The organism is Streptacidiphilus sp. P02-A3a (assembly GCF_014084105.1).
Classification (GTDB): Bacteria; Actinomycetota; Actinomycetes; order Streptomycetales; family Streptomycetaceae; genus Streptacidiphilus.
This window is the reverse complement of sequence record NZ_CP048289.1, coordinates 3,792,797-3,814,366: the sequence shown is the minus strand read 5'-3', so window position 1 is coordinate 3,814,366 and position 21,570 is coordinate 3,792,797. Positions and strand designations below refer to the sequence as shown.

Here is a 21,570-nt window from a genome sequence, read left to right as displayed (position 1 = left end):
GACCGCCGCTCATCCCCGCGCCCGCAGCGACCCCAGGAAGTCGTCGAGCAGCGCCGTCTGCCGTTCCGGCGGGAACGCGGCCGGGTCGAACAGGGCCTGCACCACCAGTCCGTGGACGAAGGCCATGGCGGCGGCGGCCAGTAGCTCCGGGTCGGCCGAGCGCGGCAGTTCGCCGGCGGCGCGGGCCACCGCCGCGTGGTCGCGCAGCCGGGCCCGGGAGCGCCGGTAGCGCTCGGCCTGGGCCAGGGCCAGGTCGGGGTCGGCCAGCGAGACGTCCCAGGAGCTGACCCAGACCCGGTTCTCCGCGGCCGAGTCGGGGGTCAGCGGGAGGATCTCCAGCAGCACCCGGCGCAGTTCGGCGAGGCCCGGCGGGCGGTCGGCGTCGTCCGGGATCCGGCTGCGCTCGCGCCGCTGGTCCAGGATCTCCAGCGCGTGCGCCACCAGCGCCTGCTTGCTGGGGAAGTAGTGGGTCAGCAGGCCGGTGCTGGCGCCCATCCGGGCCGCGACGGCGCGCAGCGTGAGCCCGCCGAAGCCGCTGTCGGCGAGGACGCCCCACACCGCCTCGGAGACGTCGCGACGGCGGGCTTCGTGGTCTCCACGGGCGGGCGGCATGGCGCTATCGTACATACCAAACACTTGCTATGTACCTTGGACCCCGCCCGAACGGAGCCCCCTTGTACGCGATCCCGCTCGCCGACGACGCCGAACTGCGCCCGCTGGAACCCTGGCAGGCCGCCGAGTTCCTGGCCCACATGGACCGCGCCCGGGCCCATGTGGACCCGTGGGTCCCGTTCGCCCGGCGCTCCACCGACCTGGAGTCGGCCCGGGCCACCCTCCAGCGCTACGCCGACCTGCAGGCCAAGGACGGCGGCCGGATCGTCGGCATCTGGCGGCAGGGCCGCCTGGTCGGCGGCGCCATGTTCGTCAGCTACAGCGCCGATTCCGGCGTGGGCGAGATCGGCGTCTGGACCGAGCCGGACGGCGAGGGCCACGGCCTGGTCACCGCCGCCGTCCGGGTCCTGCTGGAGTGGGGCTTCAACGCGCGCGGGCTGTCCCGGATCGAGTGGTGGAGCTCCACCCTGAACGCCCGCAGCCGCGCGGTCGCCCAGCGGGTGGGCATGACCAGGGACGGGGTGCTGCGCAAGTACTACCCGCACAACGGCGTCCGGCACGACAAGGAGATCTGGTCGCTGCTGGCCGAGGAGTGGCAGGCGGGCTGAGCCGCCGCCCCCGCACGGGTCCATGCTGGAGGGTGGATGCCGCTGGAAAGGGGCGACCCATGTCGTATCCGCACGGGGCGCGACACCCCATCCGAGAGAGCCTGCGGGCGCGGGCGGCCGACCGGCGGAGCAGGGCAGCCGCCCGACGCTGGCGCCACGACGGCTCCGAACCGCGGTGGGCCCGCAGCGACCTGCCCGCCCGACGGCTGCTGGCGGCCGTCTTCGCGCCGCTGATGGCGCTGGGCGCGGTGGCCTTCGCGCTGCTGGCCGCCACCGGGCCGGGCGAGGACCGGCCGGTCAACCTCGGCGTGGCGATCGTCTGCGCGGTCTGCGCGGTGGTCGCCGTCGTCGACCTCGTCGTGATCCACCGCCGCATGGCCGAGCAGCGGCGCTGGGGCCGCTGACACCCGCCCGACCAGGCTCGGCGCGCCCCCGGCGGCCGCCGCCCGCGACCCCGTAGGCTCGGACCGCGGCCGCGGCGGCCGGACGGGACGGGTAGCGCGGATGGCGGCGGACAGCGAGGCCGGGCAGGTCATCTCGGCCTGCCAGGCGTGCGGCGACCGGGTGGTCGACGGCCCGGACGGCGGGTACTGCTGCTCCCGCTGCGGGCACTCGGTCGACCCGCCCGCGGTCATGCGGGCCCGCCGGGACGCCGAGTGGAACCGGCGCCGGGCCGAGCGCGGAAAGAACCCCTGGGTGGCGCTGCGCGCACTGACCGGGCGGCGGAAGTCAGCACGCTGACGCGAGCCGATTCCGCGAATTAGCCTCACGGACAAAAATGCCCGCTGGTCCAAGTATTCCCCGGTGGGCAAACTGCTTCCGGCCAATCGCGGGCCGGTCCACCGAGCCTCCCGCCGGGCGCGGGCGGCGGCACGGTCGGCCCGGGACGCCGGACCGTGGGATTTTCCAACCATCTGCCCAGCCGCCTGACCAGGGGAAACAGCCAGGGCGACGCGAGGCGCGCCTCCTGGGGCGCGGGACCGTGCGGCGGGACCGGACGGCCCGAGGCCGGGGCGGGGGCCCACGGCGCGATTCCATCCATCCGCCGGAAGCAGTCATTGCGCCGCCCGGCGCGGTCTGGCTATTCTCCGGACGCCATTCCGCACACGTCCTGCACCTGCTTCTTCTGCGCACAGCAAGCAGCAAGGCAACACCTGGAACGGCACCGGATATCCCTGCCGTCCGACACGACGCCGGGGGGGTGATTCCGTGGGCACTGATTCGGGATTCGACGCCGACGGCGTCCTGGCTGCCCCGGCCGCCCCGCAACCCGCGCCGCCGGTCACCGCCCCGGCCGACGCCCCGGTCACCGCCCCGGCCAATGCGGCGCACGACCTGCGGCGGCTCTGGTGGGCCAGCACCTCGGACGCCCTCGGCAGCCAGGCCTCCGGCGTCGTGCTACCGCTGCTGCTGCTCGGCCTCGGCTACCCGGTCGCGGTGGTGGGCGCGCTCGCCGGGGCCGCCACCGGAGCCGGACTGCTGCTCGGCCCGCTGGCCGCGATCCCGGCCGACCGGGGCGCGCGCAAGGCGGTACTGGTCTGGTCCGCCGCCGCGTCCGCCGCCGCGATGACGGCCGTGGCCGTCACCGTCGCCGCCGGGCGGCCGCCGCTGGCGGTGCTGCTCGGCCTGCTGCTGGTGGAGCGCTGTGGCGCCTGCTGTTACCAGGCCGCGCTCGGCGGCACCGTCGCCGCGCTCTGCGCGCCGCCCGACTACCCGACGCTGACCGCCCGGCTCCAGGCGGGCGAACAGGGCGCGCTGGTACTCGGCCCGGCCCTCGGCGGCCTGCTCTACCAGCTGGCCCGGGCCTGGCCGTTCGCCGCCGACGCCGGATCGTACGCGATCACCGCGCTGTGCGTCCGGTCCATGCGCGACGACCTGCGCGCGGGCTCCCCGGGCCGCGGGCCCGCGGCCCGGGCCCCGCGCGGCGGCCGGACCGCCCGGGCCCTGGCCGAGGCCACCGCCGGTGCCCGGCTGGTACGCGGCACCCCGCTGCTGCGGACGGTGCTGGTCTGGGTCACCGCGGTCAACCTGGTGCTCGCGGCGCTGTACTACGGCGCGCTGTTCGTGCTGGAACGCGGCGGCTACGGCGGCGCGGTCACCGGCGCGGTGCTCGCCGGGTGCGGCGCGGCGGGCATCGCCGGGGCGCTGGGCGCGCCCGCCGCCGCCCGCCGGATCGGCGGCACCCGCACCGTGCTCGCGGTGACCTGGCTGCTGGTGCCGCTGAGCGCGGCCATGGCGCTGGGCGGCCGACCGCTCGCCTTCGCGGCGCCGCTCGCCGCCGTGTGCCTGCTGGTCCCCAGCGCCACCGTGGTACTCCAGTCCCGCGCCATCCACGTGGTGCCCGGCGAACTGCGGGCCCGGGCGAGCGCGGTGCTCACCGCCGCCACCGGGGCCGCCGCCGCGCTCGGCCCGGTCGCCGCCGGCGCGGTCGGCGGGGCACTGCCCGGGCAGTCCGGCCGGGCGGCGCTGGCGCTCGGCTGCGCCGCGCTGCTGGGCGCGCTGGCGCTGTACACCGGCTGGGTCGGCCCCCGGTCGCTGGAGCTCCCAGCCGCCGGACCGAGCCTGGGGAGCGTCCGGTGACCGCGACCGACCGGGGCAGCTTCGAGGTGTTCCGGGCGGCGCTGCCCGAGGTCTGCGACGGCGATCCGACCCGGATGGTGTTCACCGGCGACGCGGCGGGCCGCTGCGAGATCTTCACCTGGGACGCCCGCACCGCGCGCGCCCGGCAGGTCACCGATCGCCCCGGCGGGACCTTCCACGCGGCGATCGACGGCGACGGCCACGTCTGGTGGTTCGACGAGGACGAGCACGGCGCGGGGATCTGGCGGTACCAGCCGTTCGCGGGCGGCCCCGACCTGCCCGGCCTGCCCGGCGTACCGTCCGCGCGGACCCACGGGCTGGCCGTGAGCGACGACGGCCAGGTCGCCCTCGCCGTGGCCGAAACCGGGACCGAAACCGGAACCGGGACCGGGACTCAAACCGGGCCTGGAACCGCGGCCGGATCCGGGGGGACCGCGCTGTACACCGGTCCGCGTGGCGGCACCGGGCGACGGGTGGCCCGGCTGGACGGCCACGCCGACCTGGCCGGGATCAGCCCGGACGGCGGCCTGCTGGCCCTCGGCGGACAGGCCCGCTCGGCGCGGGCGGTCACCGTGCTGCGGGCCGACGGCGAACCGTGCGCGGTGCTCTCCGGGGAGAGCGGTGCTCTCTGGCCGCTCGGCTTCGCCCCCGACGACAAGGCCGGGACGCTGCTGCTGGTCCGCGAGCGCGACGGCCGCTACCTGCCCGCCCTGTGGCAGCCGGGCACGGACCCGGTCGAACTGCCCTGGTGCGCCTTCGACACCGAGATCACCGCGCGCTGGTGCCCGGACGGCCGCGCCCTGCTGATCCGGCAGGAGCGGCACGGCCGCGGCACCCTGCACCTGGCCGACCTCGACGCCCGCACGCTGACCACCGTGCCGACCCCGCCGGGCACCCTGCTGGACGCGGCGCCCCGCCCCGGCGGTGAGGTGCACTACCTGTGGACCGACTCCGCGCATCCGGCCCGGGCCCGGTCCACCGCGGGCACCGCGCTGCCGCCGATGCCCGGCGCCGAGGTGCGGCTGCCCGGGACCGGGCGCGAGCTGTGGACCCCGGGCCCGGACGGACCGGTGCACACCCTGGTCACCCTGCCCGAGCCGGGGCCGCACCGGCCGCCCTGCGTGTTCCTGGTGCACGGCGGCCCCGCCGACCACGACCGCGACGCCTACGACGGCATCGTCCACTCGCTGGCGGCCTCCGGCTTCGCCGTGGCCCGGGTCAACTACCGCGGCTCCACCGGGTACGGGCCCGCCTGGCGCGAGGCCTTCAGCGAGGGCGTCGGCCTGACCCAGATCGCCGACCTGGCCTCGGTCCGCGCGGACCTGGTCGACCGCGGCTGGATCGACGGCCGGGCCACCGCGCTGTGGGGCACCTCCTGGGGCGGGTACCTGGCGCTGCTGGCGCTGGGCGTCCAGCCGGAGCTGTGGCGGGCGGGCGTCGCCGTGAAGCCGGTCGCCGACTGCGCCGAGGCCTTCCACGCCGGGACGCCCGCGCTGCGCGCCCTGGACGAGCGGCTCTTCGGCGGCACCCCGGACCAGGTCCCGGAGCGCTACGCGCGCAGCTCCCCCTCCCACTACGCGGCGCGGGTGCGGGCGCCGCTGCTGGTGGTCGCGGCCGAGTACGACCTGAAGTGCCCGCCGGAGCAGGTCCGCGGCTACCTGCGCGCGCTGGCCGCCGCCGGAGTGCCGAACGAGGCCATGTGGCTGGCGACCGGCCACGACGGCTACGACGGGGGCGACCACGTCGCGGTGCTGCGCCGCGCGATCACCTTCCTGGCCCGCGAGTTGCGCGACCGCCCGCGCACCGCGCCGCAGACTCCTGCCGCCACCGGGCGGCAGGAAGCCGGACAGCGTACCCGCGCTGCCCCGGCCAGCACCTCCCGTCCGCACGCCCCGTAGAGAGGAGTACCGGTCATGCAGAAGGACATCATCAACAACGACCCGCTCACCGGTGACGAGGAGAACCGTCGTCCCGGCATCGGCATCACGGTGACGATTCCGTTCCGCAACGCGGACGAGTCCGAGGAGGACTAGTCCTCCCGGGCCGGTCGGGCTCCGCGCCCGACCGGCCCGCCCCGGCCGCCGCGCCCTCGTACCGCCCTGATCAGTACCGCTCTGATCATTCCGTCAAGGAGCCTTAGTGCGCGTCCTTCTGGTCAACATGCCCTGGTCCCCGATCGACCTCCCGTCGCTGGCCCTGGGGATCCTCAAACGCAGCGTGGACGAGCGGGTACCCGGTGCCGACGCGCACGTCCTGCACGCCAACCTGGAGTTCACCGACTGGATCACCGCCCGAACCGAGTTCACCGCCGAGGACTACGAGTACTACGCGCTCTCGTCGTACTTCATGGGCTGCGGCGACTGGGTCTTCTCCTCCGCCCTGTACGACGACCCGCACTGGCGCGAGCAGGAGTTCACCGAGGCGATGCGCACCAAGCTGCGCCGGTCCAGAATGCGGATGTCGCAGGAACTGCACCGACTGGTACCGGAGTTCGTCGCCGAGATCGCCCAGCGGATCGTCGACCTGAAACCGGACGTGGTCGGCTTCACCTCCACCTTCCAGCAGAACACCGCCGCGCTGGCCGCCGCCAAGCACGTGAAACGGCTCGCCCCGGACATCGTCACGGTCATGGGCGGGGCCAACTGCGACGCCGACCAGGGCGCCGCGCTGCACCGCTGCTTCCCGTTCGTGGACTACGTGGTGCGCGGCGAGGGCGAGGACGTGCTGCCCCGGCTGCTGAACGCGCTGCGGCAGGGCGAGTCCGTGGACCAGCTGCCGGGCCTGTGCCACCGCGGCGCCGACGGCGGCAGCACCGTCAACGCCATGGCCACCAGCCCGCTGCCGCCGTCGGCGATCCTGCCGCCCGACTACAGCGGCTACTTCGAGCGGCTGGCCGCGTCCGTCGCCCGCAACTGGGTGGAGCCCAAACTCGTGGTCGAGGGCGCCCGCGGCTGCTGGTGGGGCGAGAAGCACCACTGCACCTTCTGCGGCCTGAACGGCTCGTTCATGCAGTTCCGCAGCAAGAGCCCGGACGTCTTCTACGACGAGATCATGGAACTCGCCCGCAAGCACCGGGTGCTGGACATGTACGTGGTCGACAACATCCTGGACATGGGCTACCTGTCCACCGTGCTGCCGCGGATCATCGACAGCGGCTACGACCTGCGGCTGCACATCGAGATCAAGGCCAACATGCGCCGCTCGCAACTGCGCACCCTGTCCGACGCCGGACTGATCTACGTCCAGCCCGGCATCGAGAGCCTGAACGACCGGGTGCTGAACCTGATGGACAAGGGCGTCAGCGGCTGCCAGAACGTCCGGATGCTCCGCGACGGCGCCGAGACCGGCCTCAACGTGTCCTGGAACTACCTGCACGGCTTCCCCGGGGAGACCGCCGAGGACTACGAGGGGGTGATCGCGCAGATACCCGCGCTGGAGCACCTCGACCCGCCGGTGGACCTGTCCGCGCGGATCGCCATCGAACGCTTCAGCCCGTACTTCAACCGCCCCGAACTCGGCTTCGACGGGCTGCGCCCCGAGGTGCACTACCGCTTCACCTACGACCTGCCGGAGTCGGAACTCTACGACCTCGCCTACGTCTTCGAGGCGCCCGAGCGCGGCATCGGTGAGCCCACGGTCAGCACGCTCAACGACGCGCTGGCGCTGTGGAAGAAGCACCACACGGACGCCCGGCTCACCCAGACCGACCTGGGGACCCGGATCGTCCTGGTCAGCCGGCGCCGCGCGTTCGACTGGCGGGTGCTGGAACTCACCGACCCGTGGGAGATCCAGATCTTCCGGCTGCTGGACCAGCCGCACTCCCCCGCCGCGCTGGCCCGCAAGGCCGCCGCGGGCGACGAGCGACGGGTCAGCGAACTGCTGGACAGCTGGGTCGAGTTGGGGCTGGTGTTCACCGACAGCGGCCACTACGTGCAGCTGGCCCCGGCCGCCGTCAACGAGGACCTGCTGCGGCTGGACTTCATGCGCCACGCCCACGCCGCCCCCGCCGAGTCGGCGCCCGCCGACGTGACCGCGCCCGTGCCGGGCGCCCGGCACGAGTCCCTGGTGGCCGCACATGCCTGAGACCAATTCCGCCACGGTCGCCGACACCGTGCTGGTGAGCGCCTGGCGCGACTACGACCCGGTCGCGCGGGCGCTGCCCGGCATGGCCCTCGGCGCGATCGAGCTCGACGGACCCGCCGCCGACTGGAGCCGCCGACTGTGGGAGCTGGGCGCGCGGTTCGTCAGCGTGCCCGGCGCCGTCTCGCTGGCCCCGCCCGCCGACGCCGGGACCGCCCGCCGCCGACTGCGGCGGCTGAGCCTGGTCCGGGACCTGACCGCGCGGGCGGTCCTGGTCGACTGGGAGCTGGAACTCGACCCCGCCCAACCGGAGGGCTGGCGGCTGCTCAGCCACCTCCAGCCGCCGCGCCGGCTCAGTGGCGTCCCCGAGGCCGAGCAGGCGCTCGCAGGCTGGCGCGACGGCCACTACCTGGGCAAGTGCCTGTGGCGGCAGGGGCCGGGCTTCGTCCAGATCCGGGACCGGCGCTGGGGGCACCTGGCCCGGTTCACCGTCGACGAGCCGCACTACCAGCTGGCCATCGAGCAGCTGGCCTACGGAGCCGAACCGGCCGAAGCCCCGGCCGACGCGGTGGCGGACTTCACCGAGGAGCGGCTGCTGCTGCACCTCGGTCCACTGGCCTGGTGGCTGCCGTACCGCGTCGACCGGTGGACCCAGGAGGCCATGGCCATCTGACCGCCTGGATCCGCCCGTCAACCCCAACCGAAGGGAACCACCATGAACAGGAACACCATCCGCGCCGCGACCGCGGCCGCCGTGCTGGTCGCCGGGCTCGCGGCGGCCGGTCCGGCCGAGGCCGCGGCCAGCAGCGCCCGGATCACCTCGCTCACGCAGTTCCAGGCGCACCTGAGCAAGGCGGTCGCCGCCGAGAGCGTCAACGCCATCGGCAGCGGCCCGATCTCGGGCTTCGCCAACGTCGCCAAGTCCGCCGACTGACCGACACGCACCGGGGCCGGAGGTGAGCACCGTGGAACACCCGCCGAACAGCACCGAGGACCAGTCCCCGCGACCGGTCACCTGGTGTCCGAGCGGTTCGCCGGACCGACCGGAGGCCGTCGTGCTCGGCGTCAGGTCCGGGCCGGACGGCCAGGTCGTGTACCTGGACGCGCCGATGCCCGCGGCCGAGGCGCTGGGCTCGATCCCGGAGGGCATCGCGCCCACCCGGGTCCTGCGCTTCGCCTCGCACTGCGTGGCGGAGTGCGCGCAGCGGGTCGGTACCGAGTGCGGTCTGGTCGAACGCATCCGTACCGCGCCGTCCGGGCCGGTCGCGTCCAGTGTTCCGCAGTGCCACCTGCGGCCCCGCTGCACCTGGTGGCACCAGGTCGGCGTGGACGCCTGCCGCCGGTGCCCCGCCGTCACCACCCTCAACTCCCCCGACGACGAACTGCTGGCCCTGGTCTCCGACCCGGCGACCACCCAGGAGCAGCTCCGCGACTGGATCGCCGAACGCGCGGCCACCGACCCCCGGCCGCCCGCCGACCGACCGGCCACCGCCCAGGACCCGTCCTAGAACAGCCGGCCCGCCCTGACCTGGGCCGGCTCCTCCAGGGCCAGCAGGAACCGCTTGCGGTCCAGGCCCCCGGCGTACCCGGTCAGGCTGCCGTCGGCGCCCACCACCCGGTGGCAGGGCACGATCACCGACAGCGGGTTGCGTCCGTTGGCCGCGCCGACCGCCTGGGCGAGCGCGACGTCCCCCAACCGGCGGGCCAGCTCGCCGTAGGAACGGGTCTCCCCGTAGGGGATCTCCAGCAGCAGGCGCCACACCCGCTGCCGGAACTCGTCGCCGACCGGGGCCAGCGGCAGGTCGAACACCTGCCGTCGGCCCGCGAAGTACTCGCCGAGCTGGCGCCCGGCCTCCTCGAACCCGAGGTCGCGGCGCGCCCCCAACGCCTCCACCGCGGGCCCCCGCAGGTGTCCCTCGAAGTACACCCCGGTCAACGCCCCGTCCTCGCCGACCACGGTCAGCGCGCCGAGCGGCGAGTCGATGATCGTATGGGTCCTCGTCACGTTGCTCCCTCAGCCGCTCGGGCCCGCCCCGACGCGGTGCCACGATACCGACCCCGCGGCCCCGCCCCGCGCGGACGGCTCCGCCGGGGCGGGACACCGGGCAGGCCTGTCAGCGCTCCATCATCCGCATCTGGGCCTCGTTGTGGGTGTCCCCGGCGGCCGGGGGCAGGCTGTTGAGCGTGGCGAGCTGCTCCTCGGTCAGCTGGACGGCGTCGGCGGCGGCGTTCTCCTCGATCCGGGCGACCCGCCGGGTGCCGGGGATGGGGGCGATGGTGTCGCCCTGGGCCAGCAGCCAGGCCAGCGCGACCTGGGCCGGGGTCGCGCCGATCTGCTCGCCGATGGCGGCGACCTCGTCGGCCAGGCGCAGGTTGTGCTGGAAGTTCTCCTCCTGGAACCGGGGGTTGTCGTTGCGGAAGTCGGTGGGGTCGAACTGCTCGGTGGAGCGGAGCGTCCCGGTCAGGAAGCCGCGCCCGAGCGGCGAGAAGGGCACGAAGCCGATGTTCAGCTCGCGCAGCACCGGCAGCACCCGGGCCTCGGGGTCGCGGGTGAACAGCGAGTACTCGGACTGGACGGCGGTGACCGGGTGCACGGCGTGGGCGCGGCGGATGGTCTCCGGCCCGGCCTCGGACAGGCCGATGTGCCGGATCTTGCCCTCGGCGACCAGTTCGGCCAGGGCGCCGACGGTCTCCTCGATCGGCGTGGCCGGGTCGACCCGGTGCTGGTAGTACAGGTCGATCCGGTCGGTGCCCAGCCGCTTGAGCGAGCCCTCGACGGCGGTCCGGATGCTGGCCGGGCTGCTGTCCGGGCCGCCCTCGCGGCCCGAGTGGGAGATCATCCCGAACTTCGTCGCCAGCACCACCTGGTCCCGGCGGCCCTTCAGCGCGCGGCCGACGAGCTCCTCGTTGGTGTAGGGGCCGTACACCTCGGCGGTGTCGATGAGGGTGACACCCAGCTCCAGGGCGTGGTGGAGGGTGCGGATGGACTCCGTGTCGTCCGTTCCGGCACCGGTGTAGGCGTGGGACATGCCCATCGCGCCCAGGCCGATCCGGGCGACGTCCAGGTCACGCAGCTTGATGTGCTTCACAGGTGTTCCATTCGCTCGGTGTCTGTCGGGAGGTAGCGGTTCCTTGGGGGGCCGCGACCTGGTCCGATGGAGCCGCGGGCGGCCGCGACACCGCCGGTCAGGGTGATAGTACGCAGGAACTCCGGCGATCCGAGCAGGACTTCGGCGTACCGCCCGGGTGGTGCCGGGGCCGCCGCGCCGGTCTCCTCGACCACGCCGAGGAACGGTGCCCGCTGCCTCAACCGTGCCCCACACCTCGGCCGCGCGGCAGGCCGGGACATCCCGGGGAACGCCAGCGGGGGTGTGCCAGGGCCCCCCTCGCGGCGCGCGTCCGGGTGGCGGGCGGGCCACACTGGTGCCCATGGCAGCGGAGCGGCAGCACGACGGCGGTACCGAGCTCGGGCGGTTCCTGCGGGCCCGGCGCACCCAGCTGACCCCGGCCGAGGTCGGCTTCACCCCCGGCGCGGGCGTGCGCCGGACCCCGGGGCTGCGCCGGGAGGAGGTCGCCGCGCTGGCCGGGGTGAGCATCGACTACTACACCCGGCTGGAGCGCGGCAAGGAGACCCGCCCCAGTCTGGCCGTCGCGGACGCGCTCGGGCGCGCGCTGAAGCTGGACCAGGACGAGTCCGAACACCTGCGCGACCTGGTGGTCCGGGCCGCACGCCACGCCCCGGACCCCCCGGTCGCCCCCAGCCGCGCGGTGAGCCCCCAGGTCAGGCTGCTGCTGGAGAACCTGCGCCCGAGCCCGGCCTACGTCACCAGCCGTACGCTGGACCTGCTCGCCCACAACCCGGGCGCGCTCGCCCTGTACGCCGGGATCCAGGACTGGCCCGCCAGCCGGCGCAACCTGGCCCGGTTCCTCTTCCTGCACCCCGCCGCCCAGGACCTCCACGCCGACTGGGACACCCAGGTCCGCGCCTGCGTCGCCCGCCTGCGCGCCCTGGCCGGCACCGATCCCGACGCCCCCGACCTGGCCCCGCTCATCGGCGAACTGCTGCTGAAGAGCCCGGACTTCGCCAAGCTGTGGGACCACTACCAGGTCACCCGGCGGACCCACGGGCAGCGGCCGAAGACCTTCCGCCACCCCCTGGTCGGCGAGATCACCCTCGACTTCCAGGGCATGCAGCTGGAGGGCACCCCCGGTCACCGCCTCGGCGTGTTCGTCACCACGCCCGGTACCCCCGAGCACGACGCGGTCACGCTGCTCGACATGACCGCTCCCGAGCAGGACCCGGCGAAGCGGACCGCCCGGCACGAAGGCCGACCCTCCCGGGGACACCCCGATAGCGGTTAATAACAATAATCCAGACATATCATCACGTAGTGTGCCGCTATGGCATCCAAGTCCCCGGGGGGTCTTCACAAAGCAGGCCTCGCCGTGCGCCTGGTGGGCGCGAGCGTACTGGCCGGCGGCCTCGTGGCCGCCGCGTTCACGCCGCTGGTCGGCGTGCTCGGACTGAGCGCGAAGTCCGCGGCCGAGGACTTCAACAAGCTCCCCGACGAGCTGGCCGCGCCGGTACTGGCCCAGGCCTCGACCGTGTACGACGCCTCCGGCGGGGTCATCGCCGCGGCCTACTCGCGTGACCGCACCGTGGTACCGCTCAGCCAGATCGCGCCGATCATGCGCAACGCGATCGTCGACATCGAGGACCACCGCTTCTACCAGCACGGCGCCATCGACCTGCAGGGCACCCTGCGCGCGCTGACCAGCAACGCCGGATCCGGGGGCGTCAGCCAGGGCGGCTCGACGCTGACCCAGCAGTACGTCAAGAACGTCTTCGTGGAGGCGGCGGGGGACGACCAGGCGAAGGTGCTGGAGGCCCAGCGGCAGACCACCGGGCGCAAGATCAAGGAACTCCGCTACGCGATCAAGCTGGAAGAGAACCTGACCAAGGATCAGATCCTGGCGGACTACCTGAACATCACCTTCTTCGGCGAGCAGGCGTACGGCGTCGAGGCCGCGGCCGAGCGCTACTTCAGCGTCCACGCGGCGCAGTTGACGGTCCCTCAGGCGGCCCTGCTGGCAGGCCTGGTGCAGTCGCCCTCCGCCTACGACCCGATCGCCAGCCCGGGTCTCGCCCTACAGCGCCGCAACCAGGTACTGGGCGCGATGGCGGCGTACGGCACCATCACCCGGGCCCAGGCAACCACCTACCAGGCGACCAACCTGGGGCTGAAGGCCAGCGCGCCGCAGGAGGGCTGCATCACCGCGGTCCAGGGCGAGGCGTTCTTCTGCGACTACGTCGAGCACGAGATCCTGCAGGACCCGGAGTTCGGGCCGACGGTGGCCGCCCGGGAGCAGCTGTGGAGCCGCGGCGGCCTGCAGATCCACACCACGCTGGACCCGAAGAGCCAGCAGGCGGCCAACGCCTCGGTCACCTCGCACGCCTACCCGGGCGACCGCCCGGCCACCGCCATCACCATGATCCAGCCGGGGACCGGCCGGGTGCTGGCCATGGCGCAGAGCCGCCCGTACGGCAACGGCCCCGACCAGACCGACCTCAACTACAACACCGACCGGCTCACCGGCGGCGGCAGCGGCTTCCCGACCGGGTCCACCTTCAAGGCGGTGACCGCGGCGGCCGCGCTGGAGCAGGGCATCCCGATGTCCTACACCGTCAACGCGCCGTACCAGGCGGACTATCCGCAGATGACCGACTGCACCGGCGCGGTGCACCCGCAGACGCCCGGCGACCAGAACGACAGCCCCGACCTCCAGGGGAAGTTCAACATGAAGACCGCCATGGCGATGTCGGTCAACACCTACTTCGTGCCGTTGGAGGCGAAGGCGGGGCTGTGCAACGTGGTCCACATGGCCCAGCGGCTCGGGCTCGGCTACCAGGCCACGCTCGACCCCGCCCATCCGGGCCAGCTGTACCCGCTGGAGCAGGTCCAGTCGCTGACGCTCGGCGTGAACTCGTACACCCCCATGCAGATCGCCGCCGTCTACGCGGCCTTCGCCGCCGACGGCCGGTACTGCAAGCCGATGCCGATCACCTCGGTCAGCGACAACACCGGGCACGTGCTGAGCGTGCCGACGCAGCAGTGCAACCAGGCGATGTCGCCGACCACGGCGAAGTCCGTCAACACCCTGCTCGCCAGTGTGGTCGCGGACGGCGGCACCGCCTCCAGCATCGGCAGCATCGGCTGGCAGGACGCCGGCAAGACCGGTACCACCAACAACAGCCTGCAGGTCTGGTTCACCGGCTACACCAGGCAGATCGCCGCCTCCACCGTGGTCAGCGACACCACCGCGCCGCTGGCCTCGCTCGACGGCGCCAAACTCGGGCCGTCCTACTTCCCGGTCGCCTTCGGCTACTCCATGGCCGGGCCGATCTGGGCGCAGGCGATGACCGGGGCCATGTCCGGGCAGCCGCAGGCGGGCCTGGACGAGACGCCGTTCATCGATCCCTCGGCCTCCCCGTCCCCGTCCGCGAGCCCGGCCAGCGGCTCCACCACCAGCTTCGCCAAGCACGGCGGCAGGTTCGGCCACGGCCACCCGCACCGCCCGCGCCCGCGTCCGCCGGTCTAGCTCGGCGCCGGGGAGTTGACCGCGAGCAGGTGGGAGCTGGCGGCCAACAGGTCGGGGTCGCGTTCGACGATCCGGGCGGCGGACAGCACCGAGTCGAACAGCGCCGCGGGGACCGGTAGTCCGGACGCGGTGAGGTGCCTGACGGTGGGCCAGAGCGGGCCCTCGACGCCGAACACCTGCGGCTGCCCCAGGCCCGAGTCGGCCCATTCCTGGCGGAGTTCGGCCACGGTGTGGAAGTAGGCGGTGGTGAACCCGTTGCTGCCGTCGTACGCGCCGTCGCTGATCCCCTGGGCGTAGCGCGCCTCGTTCCCCGGGTTGACCTGCCCCTGCACGGCGAGGTCGAGCAGCGCCGCGTGGCGGCTGATCGCCGCCGTCACCACCAGGCCGCCCGGGCGGACCACGCGGCGCGCCTCGTCCAGGGCGCGGAGCCGGTCGGCGCGCCGGGTCAGGTGGTAGAGCGGCCCGAGCAACAGCACCACGTCGTACCCGTGGTCGGCGGCGTCGAGCGCCCGGGCGTCGCCGTCCGACACGGTGAACGTGCCCAGGGCGGCGGCCTGTTCGCGGTGCCGGGCGACCGGGTCGACCAGGTGCACCCGGTGCCCGTCGGCGGCCAGCCACTCGGCGTGGACGCCGGTGCCGCCGCCGACGTCGAGCACCCGGGCCGGGCTCGGCGGCAGGTACCGGCGCAGCAGTTCCTGGGTGCGCAGGAACTCCAGTCGGCCGTGGACCTGTTGCCGCAGCCGGGCGTCCTCGTCGTAGCTCCGCGCGTAGTAGTCGATGATGTCGGGCGGTACGTCATTGGTCGGCATACCGCGATCCTGCCGTCCCACCCGGCCCGAGCGCGACCGGGTTACCGCGCACTACCTCGGGGCGGCGTCCGCCTCCAGCAGGCGGGTGAGCAGTTCGGTGAGCTGCCCGAGGTCCTCGGCGGGGAGGGTGCCGAGCGCGGCGGGCGGGCGCAGCAGGATCGCGTCCGCGGCCGCGATGGCCTGGTGCCCGGCGGCGGTGAGGGTGACCAGTTTGCGTCGCCGGTCGTCCGGGTGCGGACGGCGTTCGACCAGGCCGTGGGCTTCCAGCTGGTCCACGATCAGGGTCGCGTAGGGGGCGTCGACGCGGTTCGCGGCGGCGATCTGACTGAGCGTCAATGGCCCTTCGCGGAGCTGGAAGAGGACCTTGCCCCGGCCGCCGCCGAGCCGGAAGCCCAGTTCCTCGGCGAGTTCGCCCCGGCGGTGGTGCGCCTCGACGAACCGCCGCATGAGTGCCCAGGCCTGCTGCGGTGCCGGGTTCACCAGGCGACCGTCCGGCCGAGGTAGTCGACGTAGTGCAGGCCGGGCTTGCCGTGCAGCGCGTCGAGGGTGCGGACCACGTTGGGGATGCTCTCGTCGATGCCGAGGAGGGCCTGCGGGCCGCCGAGTTCGGTGCGCACCCAGCCGGGGGCCATCAGCACCAGGGTCCGGCCGCCGTCCGGCTGGCGGGCGGCGTAGCTGCGCATGAAGGTGTTGAGCGCGGCCTTGCTGCCCCGGTAGACCTCGTGGCCGCCGCGTTCGTTGTTGGCCACGCTGCCCTGTCCCGAGGACATCACCCCGATCGTGCCCGTGGGCTCGACCAGGTCCTGCAGCGCCTCCACGACCCGCAGCGGGCTGAGCGCGTTGGTGACCATGACCCGGGTGAACTCGTCGGTCGAGGTCTCCGCCACCGTGCCCTCGGGCTCGTTGGTGACGCCCGCGTTCACGAACAGCAGGTCGAAGGTGCGCCCCGCCAGCCGCTCGCGCAGCGCCGCGATCTGCGCGGGCTCGGTGATGTCGACGGTCTCGATCCCGACGTGCTCCGGGTCGCTGTCGGCGAGGTCGTGCAGCGGGGTCCGGCCCTGGCCGCGGACGGTGGCCACCACCTGTCGGCGGTCCTGCGCCCACTCCCGGGCCAGGGCGAGGCCCAGACCGCGGGACGCGCCGATCAGCAGCACCCGGCCGGTCGCGTCAGTTCCGGTCGCATCAGTTGTAGTCATAGTAATGATTGTGTTACGTATAAGTATCTCGGTCAAGCCGCCGGGCCGCCGGTGCCGGGCCACAGGTGGGTGCGCTGTCCGTCGTGGTCGAAGATGCCCAGGATCTCGGCCGGGCCGCCGCGCACCCCGAAGGAGTGCGGGACCATGGTGGAGAACTGCGCCGCCTGCCCGGCCTCGACCACGACCGTCCGCTCCCCCAGCCGCAGCACCACCGTCCCGGACAGCACGGTGAACCAGTCCTTGCCGGGGTGGACCTTGAGCTCTTCGGCGGTGCACTGCGCCTCCGGCCTGGTCAGCCGCATCTTGGCGACGGCCACCCCGGGGGTGTCGCTCAGCAGCCAGGTGGTCACCCCGCGCGTGGCGTCGTAGTGCGGCCTGATCACCACGTCGTCGTCGCCGGGCGCCTCCACCAGCTGGTCCAGGGTGGTGCCCAGGGCCCTGGCGATCGCGCTCAGCTGGTCCAGGCTGATCCGCCGGTGGCCGGTCTCGATCCGACTGAGGGTGGACGGGCTCAGGTAGCAGCGGGCGGCCAGCTCGTCCAGCGACCAGCCCGCCGCCGTGCGGAGCCCCCGGATCCGGGTGCGGACCAGGACGTCGAGCTCACTGTCTTGCGTCATACGCAAGATGCTACGCCAATGCCGCAAGAGCGTCGTAGGCTCGGAGGCATGGCATCCCAACACCCCGCGGCACCCCGGCAGCACGCGCCCCACGCACACCACCACGACGGCCCCCGGCCCGACGACACGCACCTGGCCGAACTGCTCGACCTGGACGCCGAGGTCCTGCACGAGCAGCTGGACGGCCTGACCGCCTGGGCCGCCGAACTGACCGACGGCACACCGCCGCGCCGGATCCTCGACCTCGGCAGCGGCACCGGCACCGGCACCTTCGCACTGCTCAAGCGCTTCGAGTCGGCCGAGGCCGAGGCCGTGGACGCCTCCCCGCAGCTGCTCCAGCACCTGGCCGACCGGGCCCGCGCGCTCGGCCTGGCGGACCGGGTCCACCCCGTGCGGGCCGACCTGGACACCACCTGGCCCGCCGCCGTCGGCACCGTCGACCTGGTGTGGGCCTCCGCCTCGCTGCACCACCTGGCCGACCCGGACCGCACCCTGCGCGAGGCCTTCGCGGCGCTCCGCCCGGGCGGGCTGCTGCTGGCGATCGAGATGGACTCGGTGCCCTTCCCCCGCTTCCTGCCGCACGAGCTCGGCCTCGGCCGCCCGGGCCTGGAGGAGCGCTGCCACGCCGCGCTGACCCACCGGCACGGCGGCGACCTGCCGGACCTGGGCTCGGACTGGGGCCCGCGACTGGCCGGGGCGGGCTTCACCGTCGAGGCGGAGCGCGAGCTCGCCGTGGACCTGCGCGCGCCGCTGCCCGCCGCCGCCGGACGCTACGCCCAGGCCGCGCTGCAACGCATGCGCGGCGGCCTCGACGGCAGCCTCAGCGCCGAGGACCTGACCACGCTCGACCTGCTGATCAGCGACGACGGCCCGGAGAGCGTCCGCCACCGGACCGACCTCGTGGTCCGCACCCGACGCCTCGCCTGGGCGGCCCGCCGCCCGAGCAGCTGACCCCACCCGCAGCTCCCCGACAGCCCCCGCGCGCTCCGCCGCCCGGGGGCTGTCGCGCGTTTCCGCACGCCCCTGGCGCGCGCCCGCTGCGCCCTGCCGCACGACCCGCCGTCCGCCGTCCGCGTGGCCCGCTGACACCCGCGCGGGCCCCGGATCAGCGCCGCCCGGGCCCCGGTCTTTACCGCCCGTCCGACCGCCCTGTCAAATTCCACCAACATCCTTTGCGGATAAATCTGTTGTCACGACAACACAGGGCGTGACCGGACTAGGGTGCCTGCGGCGGGTCTTTGGTAGTACTTGCGCAAGATATGCCCCTTATCTTCCCGCTGCCGTCATCCCGATCGTCGACCGTTTCGCCGTCGACCGTCGCCGTAACCGATTCGTTTGAGGACACTGAATGGTTGGTGCTGGAGCGTCACCCGCGGGGCGGCGAGCCGCCTCTGTGCTCGCCTGGTTGTTGCCCGCGGCCGTGGTGGTGGCGGCCGTGGGCGGAGCCGTATCGCTCGTCACCGCCGCGGACCGCGGCGCGGTGGCCTGGTGCGGCGTGGTCGCGCTGATGGCGACCGCGGTCCTGGTGGCCGAGACCGTGCGCCGGGGCCGCGCGCTGGCCGAGCGGCAGCGGCACGCGGCCGTCCTGGAGCGCCTGCTGGCGGGCCAGCAGACCCAGACCGCCCGGCTCGGCACGGTGCTGCTGCCGCGGGCCGTGGCCCGGATCCAGCAGGGCGACTTCGTCACCGACGTCCTCGCCGACGCGGCCTCCGCCGACGCCGACGGGCACCAGCTCCAGGACGCGCACCTGACGGTGCTGCGTTCGGTACTGGAGGCCGTCAGCGCCGAGGAGAACCTGCGTGAGTCGGCGCAGCGCGCGTTCGTGAACATCGCCCGCCGGGTGCAGGCCATCGTCCACCAACAGGCCCAGGACCTACAGGACATGGAGCACCGGCACGGCCGCAGCCCGGAGGTCTTCGACGACCTGCTGCGGCTCGACCACGGCTTCGCCCGGGTCGGTCGGCTGGCGGACAGCATGGCCGTCCTCGGCGGGGCCCGGCCGGGACGCCAGTGGAACAACGCCGTGCCGCTGTACAGCGTGCTGCGCGGGGCGATGTCGCGGATCCTGGACTACCAGCGGGTGGACCTGCACTCGGTGTCCGAGGTCGCGGTGATCGGCCCGGCCGTGGAGCCGCTGATCCACGCGCTGGCCGAACTGCTGGACAACGCCACCCTGTACTCGCCGCCGCAGACCCGGGTGCACCTGACGGCCGTGGACGTGCAGGCGGGCATCGCCGTCGAGATCGAGGACGGCGGCCTCGGCCTGACCGAGGAGGGCCGGGCGCGGGCGGAGCGGATGCTGGCGGAGGCCCAGGCCGGGATCGACCTGAACGACCTTGGTGAGACGCCGCGGCTGGGCCTGGCCGTGGTCGGGCGGCTGTCCCGGGCCTACGACTTCGAGGTCTCGCTGCGGCCCTCGGCCTATCGCGGGGTGCGCGCGGTGCTGATCGTGCCGCAGAACCTGATCACCACCGCTCCCGCCACCGGCCGCGTTCCGGGCCTCGGGGCGGTGTCCATGCCCCGGCCGGAGCAGCCGCACCCGCGGCAACAGCCCGCGCCGCCGCAGCCGTTGGCGCAGCGGCTGCGCTCCACCGGCGAGCGGGAGGCGGCGGCGCTGTCCGAGCGGACGCCGGGCGGCCTGCCGCAGCGCCGCCGCAGCGCTCCCGCCTCGTCCGCGACGGGACCGGGCCGGGTCGCGGACCGCACGATCGGCCGCGCGGCCACCCACGACATCGACCGCATCGGCCCCCGGAGCACGGCCAGGCACGCCGCGGAACCGGCGGCGGACGGTGCGGCGGTGCCGCCGGGGATGTGGCTGTCGGCCTTCCAGAACGCCGTGGGCAGCCAGGCGCCGACCGGCGTCCCGGCCGCGCATGTCAGTGACGAGTCGTCGGATGAGGTGGAGTAGCTGTGCTTCAGCAGCAGGCCAACATGGGCTGGATGCTCAAGGACCTGGCGGACGGCGTCCCGCAGACCCGCAACATCGTGGTGCTGTCGGCCGACGGACTGCGCATGGCCCAGTACGGCACCGACCTGGACACCGCCGACCGGCTGGCCGCCGCCTGCGCCGGGCTGCAGAGCCTGGCGGCGGCGGTCGCCACCGAACTCCCGCACGGCGACGGGCGGATGCGGCTGGTGGTGATCGAGATGTCCGGCGGCTTCTTCTACCTGATGGCCGCCGGGGCCCGGGCCTATCTCGCGGTGCTCGCCGACGAGGGGGTGGACGCCGGTCTGATGGGCGCGCGGATGCGCGACCTGGTGGCCAGGATCGGGGAGCACCTGAGTGCCCGGCCGCGCGACGACGAGCAGACCGCATGACGGGCCCGGACCCCGGTGACGGGGCGGAGCAGGGCTGGGACGAGGGCAGCCCGGAGCGGCTGTACGTGATCACCAGGGGCCGCAGCGGCCTCGCCCAGGGGGCAGCGCTGGACCTGGTCTCCCTGATCGTCGCCCGCGCGGAGCCCCGGCCGGAGATGCAGCCGGAGCACGCGGCGATCCTGCGGCTCTGCCGGTTCCCGCTGTCGGTGGCCGAGTTGTCCGCGTACCTGTCCCTGCCGTTCAGCGTGGTCACCGTACTGCTGGCGGACCTCCTGGCCGACGAGCGGGTGCAGGCCCGGGCGCCCGTCCAGTTGGCCGCCCTTCCTGACGTGGCGTTACTTGAGGCGGTGATGCATGGACTTCAACGACTGTGACGGGATCAACGGGCCGCGCGCCGCGGACGTACTCCCCGCCTCGGCCACGACCGCGGTGAAGATCGTGATCGTGGGGGGCTTCGGCGTGGGCAAGACCACGCTGGTCGGCGCGGTGAGCGAGATCCGGCCGCTGACCACCGAGGAGACGATGACCCGGGCCGGGGTCGGCGTGGACGACACCGCGGGCGTGGAACTCAAGACCGAGACCACCGTGGCCATGGACTTCGGCCGGATCAGCATCGACGAGGAGCTGGTGCTGTACCTGTTCGGCACGCCGGGCCAGCAGCGCTTCTGGTTCCTGTGGAACGGCCTGTTCAACGGGGCGCTGGGGGCCGTGGTGCTGGTCGACACCCGCCGGCTCGAAGTGAGTTTCGACGTGATCGGGCGGCTGGAGGAGCGCGGGGTGGTCTTCGTCGTCGCCGTGAACACCTTCACCGGCGCCCCCTCGTACCCGCTGGCCGAGGTCCGCGCCGCGCTGGACCTGCCCGCGCGGGTGCCGATCGTGGAGTGCGACGCCCGCAGCCGCGAGTCCAGCCGCGACGTGCTGCTGACCCTGATGCGGTACCTGCACACCCTGGCCATGGCGCCGAACCCACGGCGCTCGGATCCCCAGCCCCAGCCCCCGAACCCGAACCCGGACCCGATGACCCTGGAGCGACTGTGACCCTCTCCCCGCCGGAGCACCCCGGTGCCCCCGGCACCGCAGCGTCCACCGCGCCGTCCACCGCGCCGTCCACCGCGCCGCCGCCCGGCTGTCCCGTGCCCGGGCTGCGCCG

22 protein-coding genes and 1 pseudogene are annotated in these 21,570 nt (G+C 74.0%); 16 read left to right on the top strand and 7 right to left on the bottom strand.

Annotation, left to right across the window (positions count from 1 at the left end; genetic code table 11):
• Window positions 1-9: 9 nt before the first annotated feature.
• A complete protein-coding gene (locus GXP74_RS17260) occupies window positions 10-612 on the bottom strand; it encodes a TetR/AcrR family transcriptional regulator (RefSeq protein ID WP_182452356.1) in 603 nt (200 codons plus the stop codon).
• Window positions 613-674: 62 nt separating this feature from the next.
• Here GXP74_RS17260 and GXP74_RS17255 point away from each other — a divergent pair, with 62 nt between their 5' ends.
• The 9 genes from GXP74_RS17255 to GXP74_RS17215 all read left to right on the top strand — a co-directional run bounded on the left by GXP74_RS17255 (window position 675) and on the right by GXP74_RS17215 (window position 9,388).
• On the top strand, window positions 675-1,220 hold the full coding sequence (locus GXP74_RS17255; protein WP_182452355.1) for a GNAT family N-acetyltransferase: 546 nt from the start codon (window positions 675-677) through the stop codon (window positions 1,218-1,220).
• A 59-nt stretch (window positions 1,221-1,279) separates the two neighbouring features.
• Window positions 1,280-1,624 carry a hypothetical protein gene (locus tag GXP74_RS17250; protein WP_225448004.1) on the top strand — a complete coding sequence of 115 codons (345 nt, stop codon included), beginning with the start codon at window positions 1,280-1,282 and terminating at the stop codon, window positions 1,622-1,624.
• Between the two features lie 100 nt (window positions 1,625-1,724).
• A complete protein-coding gene (locus GXP74_RS17245) occupies window positions 1,725-1,961 on the top strand; it encodes a hypothetical protein (protein WP_182452354.1) in 237 nt (78 codons plus the stop codon).
• Between the two features lie 468 nt (window positions 1,962-2,429).
• A complete protein-coding gene (locus GXP74_RS17240; protein WP_225448003.1) occupies window positions 2,430-3,800 on the top strand; it encodes an MFS transporter in 1,371 nt (456 codons plus the stop codon).
• Window positions 3,797-5,698, top strand: coding sequence for an alpha/beta fold hydrolase (locus GXP74_RS17235; RefSeq protein ID WP_225448002.1), 1,902 nt, complete (start codon window positions 3,797-3,799; stop codon window positions 5,696-5,698). The genes GXP74_RS17240 and GXP74_RS17235 overlap by 4 nt, the downstream gene beginning before the upstream one ends.
• Before the next feature lie 241 nt (window positions 5,699-5,939).
• Window positions 5,940-7,883, top strand: coding sequence for a RiPP maturation radical SAM C-methyltransferase (locus GXP74_RS17230; RefSeq protein ID WP_182452353.1), 1,944 nt, complete (start codon window positions 5,940-5,942; stop codon window positions 7,881-7,883).
• Window positions 7,876-8,553 (top strand): DUF5825 family protein, encoded by a 678-nt coding sequence (locus GXP74_RS17225; protein ID WP_182452352.1) that lies wholly within the window; start codon window positions 7,876-7,878, stop codon window positions 8,551-8,553. Before GXP74_RS17230 ends, GXP74_RS17225 begins: the two co-directional genes overlap by 8 nt.
• Before the next feature lie 42 nt (window positions 8,554-8,595).
• The gene (locus GXP74_RS17220) at window positions 8,596-8,814 is read left to right on the top strand and encodes a hypothetical protein (RefSeq protein WP_182452351.1); all 219 of its coding nucleotides are present in this window, start codon (window positions 8,596-8,598) and stop codon (window positions 8,812-8,814) included.
• 31 nt (window positions 8,815-8,845) lie between these two features.
• A complete protein-coding gene (locus GXP74_RS17215; protein WP_225448001.1) occupies window positions 8,846-9,388 on the top strand; it encodes a hypothetical protein in 543 nt (180 codons plus the stop codon).
• Here the strand turns inward: GXP74_RS17215 and GXP74_RS17210 are convergent.
• The gene (locus GXP74_RS17210; RefSeq protein WP_182452350.1) at window positions 9,385-9,885 is read right to left on the bottom strand and encodes a methylated-DNA--[protein]-cysteine S-methyltransferase; all 501 of its coding nucleotides are present in this window, start codon (window positions 9,883-9,885) and stop codon (window positions 9,385-9,387) included. The two genes, GXP74_RS17215 and GXP74_RS17210, sit on opposite strands and share 4 nt — an antisense overlap.
• 109 nt (window positions 9,886-9,994) lie before the next feature.
• Entirely contained in the window at window positions 9,995-10,969 is a 975-nt protein-coding gene (locus GXP74_RS17205; RefSeq protein ID WP_182452349.1) for an aldo/keto reductase, read from the bottom strand.
• Window positions 10,970-11,309: 340 nt separating this feature from the next.
• On the opposite strand from GXP74_RS17205, the gene GXP74_RS17200 reads away from it, so the two are divergent.
• Together GXP74_RS17200 and GXP74_RS17195 are read left to right on the top strand one after the other, a co-directional pair.
• The gene (locus tag GXP74_RS17200; RefSeq protein WP_182452348.1) at window positions 11,310-12,242 is read left to right on the top strand and encodes a helix-turn-helix transcriptional regulator; all 933 of its coding nucleotides are present in this window, start codon (window positions 11,310-11,312) and stop codon (window positions 12,240-12,242) included.
• A 39-nt stretch (window positions 12,243-12,281) separates the two neighbouring features.
• Window positions 12,282-14,480 carry a transglycosylase domain-containing protein gene (locus GXP74_RS17195; RefSeq protein WP_182452347.1) on the top strand — a complete coding sequence of 733 codons (2,199 nt, stop codon included), beginning with the start codon at window positions 12,282-12,284 and terminating at the stop codon, window positions 14,478-14,480.
• Here the strand turns inward: GXP74_RS17195 and GXP74_RS17190 are convergent.
• From GXP74_RS17190 to GXP74_RS17175, 4 genes are read right to left on the bottom strand one after another with little or no spacing between them, the layout of a single operon-like run.
• Entirely contained in the window at window positions 14,477-15,289 is an 813-nt protein-coding gene (locus tag GXP74_RS17190) for a bifunctional 2-polyprenyl-6-hydroxyphenol methylase/3-demethylubiquinol 3-O-methyltransferase UbiG (RefSeq protein ID WP_182452346.1), read from the bottom strand. The genes GXP74_RS17195 and GXP74_RS17190 overlap by 4 nt on opposite strands.
• A gap of 51 nt (window positions 15,290-15,340) precedes the next feature.
• The gene (locus tag GXP74_RS17185) at window positions 15,341-15,769 is read right to left on the bottom strand and encodes a MarR family transcriptional regulator (protein ID WP_225448000.1); all 429 of its coding nucleotides are present in this window, start codon (window positions 15,767-15,769) and stop codon (window positions 15,341-15,343) included.
• Window positions 15,766-16,485, bottom strand: coding sequence for an SDR family oxidoreductase (locus GXP74_RS17180; protein ID WP_182452345.1), 720 nt, complete (start codon window positions 16,483-16,485; stop codon window positions 15,766-15,768). Before GXP74_RS17180 ends, GXP74_RS17185 begins: the two co-directional genes overlap by 4 nt.
• A gap of 32 nt (window positions 16,486-16,517) precedes the next feature.
• Window positions 16,518-17,102, bottom strand: a complete 585-nt coding sequence (locus GXP74_RS17175; RefSeq protein ID WP_182452344.1) for a helix-turn-helix domain-containing protein — start codon at window positions 17,100-17,102, stop codon at window positions 16,518-16,520.
• A gap of 48 nt (window positions 17,103-17,150) precedes the next feature.
• On the opposite strand from GXP74_RS17175, the gene GXP74_RS17170 reads away from it, so the two are divergent.
• From GXP74_RS17170 to GXP74_RS17150, 5 genes and pseudogenes are all read left to right on the top strand, one after another.
• Window positions 17,151-18,053: a class I SAM-dependent methyltransferase gene (locus tag GXP74_RS17170; RefSeq protein ID WP_182452343.1), complete on the top strand. Its 903-nt coding sequence runs from the start codon at window positions 17,151-17,153 to the stop codon at window positions 18,051-18,053.
• A gap of 397 nt (window positions 18,054-18,450) precedes the next feature.
• On the top strand, window positions 18,451-20,010 hold the full coding sequence (locus GXP74_RS17165) for a sensor histidine kinase (RefSeq protein ID WP_182452342.1): 1,560 nt from the start codon (window positions 18,451-18,453) through the stop codon (window positions 20,008-20,010).
• Window positions 20,011-20,033: 23 nt separating this feature from the next.
• The gene (locus GXP74_RS17160; RefSeq protein WP_182456506.1) at window positions 20,034-20,420 is read left to right on the top strand and encodes a roadblock/LC7 domain-containing protein; all 387 of its coding nucleotides are present in this window, start codon (window positions 20,034-20,036) and stop codon (window positions 20,418-20,420) included.
• Complete coding sequence (locus GXP74_RS17155; protein ID WP_182452341.1) at window positions 20,417-20,794, top strand: DUF742 domain-containing protein; 378 nt, start codon at window positions 20,417-20,419, stop codon at window positions 20,792-20,794. The genes GXP74_RS17160 and GXP74_RS17155 overlap by 4 nt, the downstream gene beginning before the upstream one ends.
• Window positions 20,775-21,377 (top strand): annotated as a pseudogene (locus GXP74_RS17150) (ATP/GTP-binding protein); the annotation flags it as partial. The gene GXP74_RS17155 and the pseudogene GXP74_RS17150, both read left to right, overlap by 20 nt.
• Between the last annotated feature and the right edge of the window lie 193 nt (window positions 21,378-21,570).